This is a genomic window from Candidatus Neomarinimicrobiota bacterium, from assembly GCA_018651745.1.
Taxonomy (GTDB): Bacteria; Fidelibacterota; Marinisomatia; order Marinisomatales; family TCS55; genus JAAZYX01.
Map to the genome: position 1 here is coordinate 1 of JABIDL010000027.1, position 14,145 is coordinate 14,145.

General features: G+C 37.4%; 12 protein-coding genes and 1 pseudogene. 10 read left to right on the forward strand and 3 right to left on the reverse strand.

All coding sequences use genetic code 11. The features are described 5' to 3' along the window. The 3 genes from HOD97_04815 to HOD97_04825 form a co-directional block, all read right to left on the reverse strand. A partial coding sequence (locus HOD97_04815) for a TonB-dependent receptor (GenBank protein MBT4280920.1) occupies positions 1-2,400 on the reverse strand: 2,400 nt, incomplete at its 3' end. A 29-nt stretch (positions 2,401-2,429) separates the two neighbouring features. Next, positions 2,430-3,884, reverse strand: a complete 1,455-nt coding sequence (locus HOD97_04820; protein ID MBT4280921.1) for a hypothetical protein — start codon at positions 3,882-3,884, stop codon at positions 2,430-2,432. Between the two features lie 12 nt (positions 3,885-3,896). Beyond that, positions 3,897-4,232, reverse strand: coding sequence for a 4Fe-4S binding protein (locus tag HOD97_04825; GenBank protein MBT4280922.1), 336 nt, complete (start codon positions 4,230-4,232; stop codon positions 3,897-3,899). A 176-nt stretch (positions 4,233-4,408) separates the two neighbouring features. Between HOD97_04825 and HOD97_04830 the strand changes: the two genes are divergently transcribed. The 10 genes and pseudogenes from HOD97_04830 (at position 4,409) to lpxA (ending at position 14,138) form a co-directional block, all read left to right on the forward strand. After that, positions 4,409-4,714 (forward strand): ferredoxin family protein, encoded by a 306-nt coding sequence (locus HOD97_04830; GenBank protein ID MBT4280923.1) that lies wholly within the window; start codon positions 4,409-4,411, stop codon positions 4,712-4,714. A 74-nt stretch (positions 4,715-4,788) separates the two neighbouring features. Beyond that, positions 4,789-5,904 (forward strand): Mrp/NBP35 family ATP-binding protein, encoded by a 1,116-nt coding sequence (locus HOD97_04835; protein MBT4280924.1) that lies wholly within the window; start codon positions 4,789-4,791, stop codon positions 5,902-5,904. A gap of 11 nt (positions 5,905-5,915) precedes the next feature. Then, positions 5,916-6,707: a hypothetical protein gene (locus HOD97_04840; protein MBT4280925.1), complete on the forward strand. Its 792-nt coding sequence runs from the start codon at positions 5,916-5,918 to the stop codon at positions 6,705-6,707. Then, positions 6,704-7,099 (forward strand): hypothetical protein, encoded by a 396-nt coding sequence (locus HOD97_04845; protein ID MBT4280926.1) that lies wholly within the window; start codon positions 6,704-6,706, stop codon positions 7,097-7,099. The genes HOD97_04840 and HOD97_04845 overlap by 4 nt, the downstream gene beginning before the upstream one ends. 105 nt (positions 7,100-7,204) lie before the next feature. Further along, positions 7,205-7,957 (forward strand): isoprenyl transferase, encoded by a 753-nt coding sequence (locus HOD97_04850; GenBank protein ID MBT4280927.1) that lies wholly within the window; start codon positions 7,205-7,207, stop codon positions 7,955-7,957. Further along, positions 7,957-10,362, forward strand: a complete 2,406-nt coding sequence (bamA, locus tag HOD97_04855) for an outer membrane protein assembly factor BamA (protein MBT4280928.1) — start codon at positions 7,957-7,959, stop codon at positions 10,360-10,362. The genes HOD97_04850 and bamA overlap by 1 nt, the downstream gene beginning before the upstream one ends. Before the next feature lie 19 nt (positions 10,363-10,381). Beyond that, positions 10,382-10,927, forward strand: coding sequence for an OmpH family outer membrane protein (locus HOD97_04860; protein ID MBT4280929.1), 546 nt, complete (start codon positions 10,382-10,384; stop codon positions 10,925-10,927). 39 nt (positions 10,928-10,966) lie between these two features. Further along, positions 10,967-11,941, forward strand: coding sequence for a UDP-3-O-(3-hydroxymyristoyl)glucosamine N-acyltransferase (gene lpxD, locus HOD97_04865; protein MBT4280930.1), 975 nt, complete (start codon positions 10,967-10,969; stop codon positions 11,939-11,941). Between the two features lie 17 nt (positions 11,942-11,958). Then, positions 11,959-13,363, forward strand: a pseudogene (locus tag HOD97_04870) (bifunctional UDP-3-O-[3-hydroxymyristoyl] N-acetylglucosamine deacetylase/3-hydroxyacyl-ACP dehydratase). 13 nt (positions 13,364-13,376) lie between these two features. Further along, positions 13,377-14,138, forward strand: coding sequence for an acyl-ACP--UDP-N-acetylglucosamine O-acyltransferase (lpxA, locus tag HOD97_04875; protein MBT4280931.1), 762 nt, complete (start codon positions 13,377-13,379; stop codon positions 14,136-14,138). The last annotated feature ends 7 nt before the right edge of the window (positions 14,139-14,145 follow it).

The following is a 14,145-nucleotide window of genomic DNA, read 5'->3' on the forward strand; positions in this document are numbered from 1 at the left end:
TTGCCAACTCATTACTTTTGATCCATCTTCGATATAAACATATTCATTGGGGTTGGGTCGGTTCAAAATATTTATAATATCCCAAAATGCTACAAGATTTACTTTCTTAAAATTAAACCGCTGTTGAATCATAATATCCAATCGATTATAATTCCCATACCTTTCCGTATTCCAAGCATCATCGGAATTTGAATACCAATCTCTTGTTGTTGGGTCAAAATGTTTTAAGGTAAAAGGCCGCCCTCCCATATATCGGTATTTAATACTGATTTCATATTCATCGCTTGGCATAAACGGGAGCCAAGAAAACGCTTTCGCAACCCACGAATTTTTATAGGATTTATACCAACTAAAATTTGTGTACTGAATTTTATATCCACCCACAATGTTCATAACATCTTTATAATCGTAATCCCAAGGATAAAGAGTGTTTGATCTTGGATCCACACCCTCGGCAATTGAATGAGACCAAGAAATTGAGCCATACCAATTGTCTGAATACTTTTTTTGTATAAAAAATTCGATTCCATCTGATTGCCCTTCTCCAACATTGACTAAGTTTTCAAAGTTCAAACTGTCTTTGCCGGCGGAATTTTCCAATATTTCGAATGTCACCATATCATCATATTTTTTAACATAATATTCCAAAGTAATTCGTGTATCCGAAGCTGGGAAAAACTCGAACCCACCCACCAATTGGTCAGCAAAATAATTTTTAAGGCTTTTTGGTGATCCGCTATTGGAATTCAACTGGATATTAAATGGTGATTGAAAATATCGCCCCGCAGATAAATTAAGTTTTAATAGTGGGGTTAAATGATATTTCATTCCAAACCTTGGAGATAAACTTGATTCATCTGTGAATGAAATATAATCCAGTCGGGCACCAAGCGATATCTCCATATTCGGAAAGGGAAGCGAATTGATTTGAAGAAATCCACCATATTTTTGATAATTCAAAACAGCTTTTGTTTTGAAAGTGTCTAATTCTCCAAAAGACCCTATTTCGGTGATAATTGTATTGGGGTTATCAAAATATGTGGTATAAAAAACCTCTTCGCTAATAGATTGTGGGGATTCAGCGGAATCTAGTGAATAACCATAAAGATTTTTCGGTCGATCTGCAAACCAATTTTCATAATCAAGATTTATAGATTTTGCGGATAATCCACCACTCAATTCAATTCCTTTTTTGAGCTTATACACAATTTTGCTCCGAAAAGAAAGATCCCCTTCCAAATCTTTATTTTCGAAATAAATGTCTCGTTCTAAATCAGAATTAATCTCATAAACATCTGCATTAAGGCTAATCCAAGATTTCCCAATCGAAGATATAAAGTAACCACTTTTAGAGAATAAATTTTTATAGGTCATTCCAAAGGTAGATTGCCAAGAAGAATAATCAACATTTTCTGCACCACGCAATTGGGGATTGTTTTCACCTTCTATTGTGATGTTGTCAATACCTCCAATAAAATTAACATAGACTTTTTGTGTTGGCGATATATGATACACAATTTTCCCTTGGCTTGACCAATACTTTGGTATGGCTTGTAATCCAGAAGATGAAATGACAAGGTCCAAAAAGGAGCGTTTTAATGAATAAATATAGGATGAATTTTCGGCGATTGGGCCCTCAGCAGTTAATCCGAAACCTGCCATGTTTAAATCCATTTGCTGAAGGTGGTTTTCGCGATTTCCATCTCGAAGTGTTACATCCATCACAGAAGATAATTTTTCTCCATATCGAGCCGGAAATGCCCCGGCAAAAAAATCAATTCGTTCAATAAATTCAGTATCTACCATGGTGACAGGACCTCCGCCCTTTCCTTGTTCAGGATAATGGTTAGGGTAAGGTATCTCAAGAAAATCCATTATAAATAAATTTTCTCCAGGGGAACCACCGCGGACGATTATTTCATTTGTCTGATCTGATCCCGATACGACAGAAGGTAACGATTGCATCATAGCCATAATATCGTAAGCGCCGATTGGGTCAGAACGAATTTCCTCAATATCAACGGTTCGGCTACTTGTGACTGCATCTTTTGTTTTTTCAAAATATGTTACTGTTACCTCAACACTTTTGCCCTGCAAAACTTGAGGATGTAAATCAAAATTTGTGATTGTATTCCGTTTTGGCACAATATGAATATTCGCCCGTTTCACCTGTTCATATCCAATCATGGAAACATGGATTACATAAGATCCAACAGGAAGATTTTCAATTCTGAAATTTCCTCCTTCATCTGTTGCAGCGCCGATTTCCGTTTCGCTTACAATGACATTCACCCCGATTAATGGTTGGTGTGTGAACACATCGCGAATCAGTCCCGTAAGTGTGCCTGTTTGGCCGAATACTAATCCCAAATACAAGGGAACTAATTGCAATTTATTCATTGTTAAATATTGGTTTAATTCAATATCAATTATTGTGAAATAGTTGGCTGAATCCCCTCGGAAATCAATACCTTTCTCCAGCTTTCGAGTTTTTTCATTCTATCTACCTTATTCATTTTTGGATTCAAAATAGTGCTACAAGAAGTTGGGCTTGGTTTCCAATTCACATCCTCCGAGATTTTTAATAAATTAAAAACACCCATTGCTGTTTTATCTTTCATTGATGACACCCCGATTGGAATCTGCAAAATATCTGATATGAATTGTAAAAGTGGTGTCCTCGCCCCACCACCACTGACAGTGATAAAATCTGGACTTAACGATTGAACATGGTTTACTGTGGAAAAAATATCATGTATTAAAAATCCAATTGATTCCATTCCGGCTCTAATAATTTCATTCTTTTCAGGATTGGCTGGGAACCCATGAAGTGAATTTGATTTACCGGACACCCAGTACGGTGCTGCTATTCCCCAAAAACCTGGGAAAAACACTCCAGATGATTCTGTTTTGCTGCATCGTTCTTCCCACACCATTTCTCGGTGAGGAATACCAAGATCTGTTTCCAACCAATAAAAAAGAGAATTACATGCGTTAATTGTCCCCTCTAAAATATAGTAACGCTCAGATTGCGATGACCAAAGCACGCTACTTAATAATCCATTTATTCTTGTTGGATTCTCACCAGAATTGATTTGAAGTGAACCTGATGTTCCAAGGTTGATTGCAACTGACTCTTCCGCCCACCCACCTTGTCCGATTAATGCGGCTTGTTGATCGCCAATGACGCAATAGAGCGGAATTGCATCATCGTTGATTTCAACCAACCCAAAATCATGTAAGGTTGGTTTTACTTCTGGCAGAACATCGGAAGTTGCCCCAAAAAGGGAACAAAGATCGTCGTCCCATTCTAACGATTCCAACCCCATCATAATGGATCGGCATGCAATGGACCCATCTACAAAACATTTTCCTGTAAGCGAATGTGTCAAAAAGGAACTGAGTGGACCAAACCATGCAGACTTATTTTCAATTGCTGAAGCTAAAAAAGGATTATTCCTGATAAGATGTAGAAATTTAGGTCCTCCAAAATGTCCGCTTAATGGTTGTCCGGTTTTTTCAAAAATTGTATTTTTTAATGACTGAAGTTCATTTTCAATGTTTTTTGCTCTATTGTCTTGCCAGCTGATTGCAGGTGTAAGTGGTTTCAAATTTTGTTTATCCCAAAATAGAAATGTGGATCTTTGTACTGCAAGCCCCATGCACTTTATTGTTTCACTTATAGATTTTGAAAATTTGATAGCTTCAGAAATAAGCGTAACACATGCGGTTGCAATATCAATCGGATCTGATTCTACATGATGAAGTTTGGGACGGTGTAGCAGATGCTTAATTCTATTTGAATACAGCACATCGCCAACTGCATTAAACAAAAAAGCTTTTGTAGAAGATGTACCTTGGTCTAAAACTAGATAGAGAGACAATGCTCTAAAGCGTCAATCCGCTACGGTAATATTGTAGAGAGTTTCAAATTCTTCCGTCGGAAGCATTTGGATGGCATCCCAGGTAAGCTTAGTGCAGACTTTAGCACAAATTTGGCAGCCAATACATTCGTCGAAACGAATTTGAACAGGAGGAATAGGAATATTATATTTTTGCGCTGGAACAGGTTGAATACAATCCACCGGACAAAAAGGAACACAGACTTGACATCCTGTGCAATTGTCCTCGTCAACTACGGCTATTAATCTAGGTTTTTTCTTTTTCTTATTGATCTTTTCCGCTGGATCGGGAACAGTTTTGTAATGATCGTAATTATATGTGTCTGGCATGATTTAAGTTAAAAGTATCTTGGAAATTTAGGAAAAAGTTTTGGATAAGGACAAGAAACCAATCTTATTTAATCTCAAATTTCTTTTGATGAAAAAAAAATCCATGTAAATTCGAAAACGTTTGACAGGCAATGTAATCTGCCATTACTAAAAACTTTACAATTAGGAGCAAAAAAATGACATACATCATAGCAGAACCTTGTGTAGGAGTTTGCGATACAGCTTGTGTTGAAGTCTGTCCAGTTGATTGTATCCATCACACCCAAGATGATGCAGGCGAAGTGGTAAAACAAAAATTAGAAGCTGGTGAAGATATTGAAGGACTTACACTTTATATAAATCCTGAGGAATGTATTGATTGCGGAGCATGTGAACCGGAATGTCCGGTTGAAGCTATTTTTGAAGAAAGCGAAACTCCCGAAGAGTGGCATAAATTCATTGCAATGAATTATGAACACTTTGGGCAAACACCGCCAAGCTAATTAATTAACCAGCTCCTGAAAAAACGGTTGTTGGATTTGCAACAACCGTTTTTTTCTATACTATCATCTAAATTATGAACCAGTCCCAAGTTATTGACATTCTGAAATCTGTACTCTATCCCGGATTTAGTAGGGATATTGTTTCGTTTGGGATGGTTGATAATATACATATCGATGATAAATCAATTGTCATCACATTAAAATTGTCAACCCAGCAAGATGATAAAAAAGAAGCTGTGGTAAAGCTTGTGCAAGAAAAACTGGATTCCACGGGGGAGTTCGATACCATTCAGATTGAATCATCCGAAGGGGCACCCAATGCTTCTACCACACAATCCTCTAATCAAATTGCTCCGGAACCCCTTGCTGAAGTTGAACATATTTTGGCAGTTGCCAGCGGAAAAGGTGGAGTGGGAAAATCAACCATTGCTACCAATCTCGCATGCTCACTAAAAAATCTTGGTTATAAAGTTGGCTTGTTAGATCTTGATATTTATGGGCCTTCTCTTCCAATTATTTTAGGTATTTCTGAACAACCTGAGCTCACTCAAGACAAAAAACTTGTTCCAATTGATTATCATGGAATAAAAGTAATGAGTTTTGGATTTATCAGTGGCAATGACACTCCAACAATTTGGCGAGGTCCATTAATTGCAAGAATGACCGAACAGTTTTTCCGTGATGTTACGTGGGGCGTTCTTGACTTTCTTGTATTAGATCTTCCGCCTGGAACCGGTGATGTCCACCTTACTTTGACCCAAAAGTTAAGGATAAGTGGAGCTTTAATTGTAACAACGCCACAGGATATTGCTCTTGCAGATGTTAGAAAGGGCGCAGATATGTTTCGAAAGGTTCAGGCACCTGTGCTCGGCGTGATTGAAAATATGTCAGGTCTTGATATAACGGGAGAAATTCGCGGCGATATTCAGTCTTTAACAATAGATGGCAATCAAATTGAGGTGGATAAAGCAGGTAAATTTTCGTACAAAATAAATTTATTTAAAATGGGTGGTGGTGAAAAAGAAAGCGAGAGACTTGATGTTCCGCTATTGGCAAAAATTCCAATATCCAAGGAATTAATGGATTCAACAGATAGCGGAACGCCAATTACACTCATAAAACCAGATTCTTCTGTAAGTAGTATTTTTAGTGAAGTTGCCAATAAGGTTGTTTCGCATCTGCAGGGTTAATCCTGCTTTCAATGACATCTAATTTTTCAGAGATTTTAGTGCTGATGTTTTTGGGATTTAGCACATTTTTTCCAATCTTTTTCATTTTAATTCCACGACATAAAATTGATTCCGGGTTTTATAATTTTAATCTTGGGTTATCTGGGATAGTAGCAAGTTTTGCACTGATGCTCTTATGGATTGCAAACATAGAAATGTCCGTACTTATTTATGTATTCGGTTGGCTTGCAGTTCATTTAATAATAACATCTATTTATTGGAACTCTGAATCTATTTCGTTTATTCCTTTACTTGTTTCTTCTCTTTTAGGATTGGTAGTTTTTTGGATTATTTTTATTCACTTTCATCCAGAACTCGCATCCCCACGTTCTGGATTTATTACTCTGATTGGAAATGGAATTTTGTCAGGAGTGTTTTTTGCGATGATTCTTGGACATTGGTATTTGAATGTTATCAGATTACCTATTCGTTTATTAAGAAATGTTACCATTGTATTGTTTATACTTGTTGGGATTCGTGTAGGAATTGATTTATACGGATTAATAACACAAACAGTTCTAACTCCAATCGGGACGCCCATTCCATTGTATATATTCGTAACGACTTTTGGAGGGTTTTTTATTTCCCTGGCATTGTTTTTCGGTCTTATCGTACCGGTAATTGTATTGGCCATGGTTTGGAAGACGATTCAAATTCAATCCACCCAGAGTGCGACCGGACTGTTGTATGTATCATGCGTTTCTGTGTTATTTGGTGATTTATTTTACAGGTATTGTCTAATGCAGTACGGATTGGTGTTGTGATCAACCGCATACTTGATTGTGAAAAATGTAATAAGGTTAAAACTCTTCCCGAGGATGGTTTTTCATGTGATAGGTGCGAAAACCCTGATTTAATAAATCGTTCATTTGATTTTAAAGAATGCCCAGTTTGCGGAGGAAAACAATTTTATAAACGTAAAGATTTTAATTCTGCACTTGGCTGCATTATGGTTCTTATAGGTGCGCTATTTGTTCCACTCACTTATGGATTGAGTTTATTGGTTGTAGCGATTTTAGACTGGGCGCTTTACAGAAAAATATCCAATTCTGTTGTCTGCTATTTATGTAAAGCCGAATTTAAGAAATTTGGAAACATTCCTGAGTTTATCAATGTTTTTGATCATCATACTGCCGAACTTTATGAGGAACCATAAAGTGGGCTTGTTGTATATAGAAAAACTGAAGGAGTCCCCTGTTGATTCCGTAAGTGCAAAATGGTAACTTCGCGTGCTTTTTTGATGCAAGAATAATTAGGTATAATGACTTTACAAAATACAAACAATACACAATTTGACCAGGATCATCTTCCACGCCATATTGCGATTATTATGGACGGGAACGGTCGTTGGGCTAAAAGCCGTGGGCTACCTAGGATAACGGGTCACGCAGAAGGTATTAATTCTGTACGAGAAATAACACGCGTAGCCGGCGAAATTGGTATAATGCATCTGACGCTTTATACCTTCTCTCAGGAAAATTGGTCGCGTCCGGCAACAGAAGTATCCGCCTTAATGAAGCTTCTTTTAAAAACAATACGAAAAGAAGTTGAAAACTTAAATGAAAACAATGTCCGGCTAACTACGATAGGCAATGTAAGCGATTTACCCGATGGTGCAAGAAAAGAGATTGAAGAGGGGATCGAGCTAACAAAACATAACTCTGGGTTGAATTTGAATCTTGCCTTGAGTTATGGCGGACGACAAGAATTAATAGCTGCGATTATACAAATTGGGAAAAAATTAAAAGATGGTAGTTTAAAACCTGAAGATGTGGATGAATCTCTTGTCGCGTCAATGCTATATACTTCGGATATCCCCGATCCAGATTTATTGATTCGCACTGGCGGAGAATATAGAGTAAGCAATTTTCTATTGTGGCAAATAGCATACACTGAAATGGTTGTAACCCAAAACTATTGGCCTGAATTCCGAGAAAATGATTTATTAGAAGCTATCAAGATTTATCAGGATAGAGATCGCCGGTTTGGGAAAGTCAGCGGTCAGGTAGCATAATGAAAAAAACAATCCAATTCGCTTTAAGCATTCTTATGATTTGCATTTCATTTGCCATGGGACAGGAACTTCAGGAAGTAACCCTCAAAGCTGTAAGCGTGGAGGGCAATATCACCACTTCTGACAATATGATTCGATATACAGCTGGATTGAAAGCCGAGCAGACCGTACGATTAAAAGATTTCTCGAATGCGGTTGACAGATTGTGGAAGCTGGGGTTATTTAAAAATATTCAAATTAAGGTGGAAGAAGATTCGCCGGATGGAATGTCTATACGAATTGAAGTGGAAGAGAACCCCATTCTTGGAGAAGTTGTATATAAAGAAAATAAAAAGATTAAGGACCGCACCTTTCGCGATGAATTGGAATTTCGTAAAGGTCAACGGATTAAACCAGATTTGATCGCAAAATCTATCCGCTCTATTCAAAACCTATATGATGAAAAAGGATATTTAAACGCAGTTGTTTCTGCCGAACTGACCATACCAGAAAATATCTCTGCAGATGCAAGTACTTCAGAAAAAAATACACGGAATCTTATTTTCACTATTAAAGAGAATAAAAAAGTTAAAACGAGGAGAATTATTTTTGATGGTAATTCAGCATTTTCTGATCTCAGATTGCGCCGGGTTCTTTCAGAAACAAAACAACAAAGATGGTATTTATTTTGGCGTCCTAGTTTTGATGAAGAAAAATTTGAAGAAGATAAACTAGCTTTAACTGGGTTTTACCGTAATAGAGGTTACCGTGATTTTAATATCTTGAGCGATTCGGTTTACTTTGATGATTCTGGAAAAAGATTGTATTTGCAAATAAATGTGCACGAAGGACCCAGATACAAATATCGAAACTTTACTTGGGATGGCCAATCTCTTTTTACTAGGGATATTTTGGAAAGTGCTCTTGGATTAGAAAAAGGCGATTTTTTCAGCGAAGAAGATTTAAACTTAGCGGTATTAGAAAAAGTTCAGTCGCTTTATCTTGATAAAGGTTACATCTATAGTCAAATTGAACCTCAAATTACTCCTGCAGGTGAAGACTCCCTGGATATTCATTTTGTGATAATTGAAAACCATCAAGTAAAAGTTCGAAACATATATGTTTATGGGAATACAAAAACGAGAGAAAATGTTATTCGAAGAGAATTAAAGATTTATCCGGGCGATATATTTAATCGTAAAACATTACAGCGAAGTGTTAGAGATTTGTTTGTACTGAATTTTTTCGAAAATGTTGTTCCCGATGTTTCTCGAGTAAATGAAGATGAAGTAGATCTTGAATTTACAGTGGCTGAGAAACCTACAGACGAAATTACGGCTAGCGTTGGTATTACCGGTGCATACGGAATGGAAGGCGGCGGAAGTGTTAATATGAAAAATTTCCGAGGGTTAGGCCAACAATTTGGGATATTTTTTAAAGTGGGGTCTCAATATAGTGTGTATAACCAAGACCCGGGGAAATACCAGTCATTCAGCCTTCGATTTGTTGACCCAATGATTTTTGATTCACCCAATAGGATTGGCTTTAGTTTAAGTTATTCATATCGCGGATCTGCAACTCAATATTATTTCCCCCTAGACATTCTTGTACGAGGTGGATCTATAGAATGGGGTCGAAGATTCAAATGGCCCGACGATTATTTTAGTGGATATTGGATTTTTCGAACGCAAAAGAAGGATTATCAAGGTACCGATGAGGATCTTGAAACTTATTTAAATGGAATTACTAGCACAGTTGGATTAAATATAACCCAAGTTTTATCCCGGAATAGCCATGACAGAGCAGAATTTCCGACACGAGGATCAAAGCTATCCCTAGTTTCAACCTTATCTGGAGGCATTCTTGGAGGGAACGAAGACTTTCATAAACATGTTTTGAATTTAGAATGGTATACACCTACATTCTGGAAATTCGTATTAATGAGCTCTTTCAAAATGGGCGTTATCCGTCCTATGGGGTCTTCAGGAGATGAGGTTTCTATTGTGCCCTTTGATGAAAAATTTATCATGGGCGGCAATGGAATACCCTATGGTACAATGTTAAGAGGATATCGTGACAATGCGGTTGGGCCAAGAACTTCAAGTGGGTCTCCTTTAGGTGGTAGTGCTATGCTTAAATTCACCTCTGAATTCAGGATTCCTATTTCTGAAAGTCCTGTAGTATATGGATTAGCTTTTGCAGAAATGGGGAATGTTTGGGATGATCAAAATATGTCAGAACCATATTATTTAGATCGTTCTGGAGCATTAGATTTGAAGAGATCTGTTGGCGTAGGAATCCGATTTTTTATGCCAATGATTGGTATGCTTGGTTTTGATTACGGATATGGTTTTGATGACGCCGATGGAGATGGTAATAAAGAAGGCTGGATGGCAACCATTATTTTTGGACAAGGGAATTATTAAACATTACAAGGAGATAAATGTGATTAAATCAATAAAACAAACGCTGCTGGTTCTGGGGTTTTTATTAATCCCCGTATTTGCAAATGCTCAAATGCAAATTGGTTTTGTACAATCTGATCGTATTCGTGCTGAATATGAGGAATTCAAGGATGCAGAATCCCAATTGCAGATGGAGTATCAAAAAGTGCAGGAAGAATATAGATTAATGCTTACCCAGCTTGACAGCATGAACCAAGCATTTGAGGCTCAAAGGCTTATGAGTTCACCTGAGTGGCGTCGTGAAAAGGAGCAAGAGGTTCAAGACGCAGAAAGAATGATCCAAGTTTTTCAAGCGCAAAAAATTGGTCCTGAAGGTGAATTATATCGCCGTCAAGCCCAGTTGGAATTTGAGATATTAACAAAGGTTAAAAGGGCAGTTGATAAAGTTGCCGCCACTAAGAAGTTTGATTATATCATTGATGGCTCTGTTGCCCTCTTGTATGGGAACCCCACTCATGATTTAACCGACGATGTCCTCTTTGAATTGAGAAAATATAGTCTACCGGAATCTTCTGATTCTAAGTAAGTAGCACTCGGCGTGTTTACTCTCAAGGAAATAGCGACCTTGGTTAACGGAGAAGTTGTAGGAGATGGCGATGTACTTATTACAGGAGTTTCTGACATTCGCAATTCAAAACCCGGAACCATTACCTTTTTAAATGGACGGAAATACATGGAATATTCCTATTCGTCCAAAGCATCAGCAATAGTTACGAATGAAAAAGAGATTCTAGGAAATATGGATGGAATCTTCGTGGATGATGTACGCATTTGTATGGCTAAAATAATTAAACAATTTGCTCCTGAGTTAAAAGTAAAACCCGGTTTAAATAAAACTGCCAAAATTGCTTCAAGCGCAACCATAGGAAAAAATGTATCGGTTGGACCTTTTGCCGTTATTGAAACTGACGTTCAAATTGGCGACAATACGAACATAGGTGCACAAGCGGTTATTGAAGAAGGTGTAATTATAGGTTCAAATGTTAGTATACATTCAGGAGTGAAAGTATATAAAAATTGTAAGATTGGCAGTCAAGTCACCATTTTTTCAGGTACGGTAATTGGAGCTGACGGATTCGGATTTGTGACAGAAAATGATTATCCATTTAGAATCCCTCAAATTGGTCGGGTGATAATCCGAGATAAAGTAGAAATTGGTCCCAATTGTTCAATTGATCGAGGAACAATAGGAGATACAATTATCGGAGAGGGATCAAAATTTGATGGCCAAATACATATTGGACACAATGTTCAAATTGGCAAGGGGTGTCTTTTTGCCGGACATTCTGCTATTGGAGGTAGTACAATTATAGGGGATTACTGTATGTTCGGCGGAAAAAGCACAGCAACAGATCATATTACAGTTGGGGACAAATCTATGGTTGCTGCAGTATCAGCGGTAATGAAATCTGTGCCAGGCGGAGAGATTTATAGCGGGCGCCCTGCACGAAAACTTCGCGATCAACAGAAAAAAGATGCTGTATTAACTCAAATTTCAGGATTGAAAAAACGACTTAGAAAGTTGGAGGAGAATTCCTAACATTCGGAAGGTAGAATATGGAAAGAAACCAGAAAACAATAGCTAAATCTGCTTCTTGTATTGGTGTCGGTCTTCATACCGGAGTTGAGAGTACAATAACCTTTAAACCAGCGCCAGAGGATTATGGTATTCGATTTGCTAGAACAGATGTTACGGGTTGTCCTGAGATCAGAGCTGATATTGAACATGTAGTCGATATTTCACGGGGGACGACCATCGAAGAAAATGGAGTTAGAATCCAAACTGTAGAGCATGCTCTTGCCGCAGTTACCGGTCTTAGAATTGATAATATTCTAATTGAGCTAACCGAAAAAGAAGCCCCCGTTATGGATGGAAGTGCAAAAGATTTTGTTGATGTAATTATGGATGCTGGCATTGTTGAACAATCGAAGTCTCGATCTGTTCTCGTTATTGATAAACCTGTTATGTATTCTGACCCTAAAAAAGAAATTGATATTCATGTTGTTCCTTCAGATCGCTTTAGAATTACGTTTATGGTTGACTATTCTCTTCCTCAATTAGGTACACAGTACGAAGCAATCTATAATATGGCTGAAGATTTTGCAGAAGAAGTAGCACCCGCTAGAACGTTTTGTTTTTTAAGCGAAGTGGAAATGTTGAAAGAAAAAGGGCTTATTAAAGGTGGTAGTTTGGATAATGCTATTGTAATTGTTGATAAAGAAATTGATATAAAAGAAGTGAATAGTTTGCAAAAAGAGTTTGGTGTCCAAGAAGCGATAAGTTTAGGAGCCAATGGTATCCTGAATGGAAAAGTTTTAAGATTCAAAAATGAACCAGTGAGGCATAAAGCGTTGGATTTAATAGGTGATCTAGCATTACTTGGTAGACCCATCCAAGGGCATGTAACCGCCGCCAGAAGTGGTCATGCGAGCAATGTTGAGTTTGTAAAAATGATCCGCAGTCAATACCTGTCAGTATTTAATTAAATTTATATAGGAGGATAAGATGGGGAATAACAATACCCTTGATATCAACGAAATCCTCCGGTTAATTCCACATCGATATCCTTTTGTTTTTATTGATAAGATTGTCGAGATGGTTCCGGGGAAACAAATTGTTGCTATAAAAAATGTCACAATAAATGAACCATATTTCCAAGGGCATTTCCCAGGATCGCCGATTGTTCCAGGTGTATTGATTTTAGAAGCTATGTGTCAGGCGGGATGTTTTGCTTTATTGTACAATCTGAAAGACCCGTTAAAAACAAATTTACATTTATCTCAGGTTGAAAAACTCAAACTCAGAAAACCAGTTGTCCCGGGAGACCAAATGAAATTTGTTGTTCAATTGCTTAAAAGAAAACTCGGAGCATGTAAATTTTATGGTGAAGTTTTTGTCGATGACACGTTGGTTGCAGAAGCTTCCTTTATGGCCAATCTAACCGAGCGCGCAGGTACCTAATATTTCATCTTTAATTCATTCCACAGCATTGATTCATTCCAATGCTGAGCTTGGAAACAATGTTTCTATTGGTCCTTATTCCATAGTAGAGGAAGGTGTACAAATTGGGGATGATACTGTAGTTGGTAATTATACAACGATAAAAAATGGAACTTCAATAGGAAAACAATGCAATATTTTTCATAATTGCAGTATTGGTGAAATCCCTCAAGATCTCAAGTTTAAAGGGGAAGAAACACAGGTTGAAATTGGCGATAATGTTATTATTCGTGAATCAGTAACTATTAATCGAGGGACAGTAGAGCGCGGGAAAACATCAATCGGGAATAATGTATTGTTAATGGCAACTGTTCATATTGCTCATGACTGCATTATTGAAGACAATGTTATTATGTCCAATTTAACAACTTTGGGAGGACATGTGACAATTGAAGAATGGGCGGTTTTAGGAGGGTGTGTTCTTGTGCATCAATTTACCACAATCGGAGCACATGCTTTTGTTGGTGGCGGTTTTCGAACCGTCCAGGATGTGCCACCATTTATTCTCGTGGCAGGAGAGCCACTTAAGTTTAAGGGCCTAAACAAAATAGGGCTTAAAAGACGAGGATTTAATGATCAAACTATTGCAAGTATAAAAAAAGCTTATCAAATGATTTATAAATCTAAATTATCGAGAAAAGAATCCGTTGAATTATTACGAAATGATATGAATAATATACCGGAAGTAATGCAGGTGGTTGAATTTATAGAATCAAGTGACCGTGGAATTATTTAATTAAAAG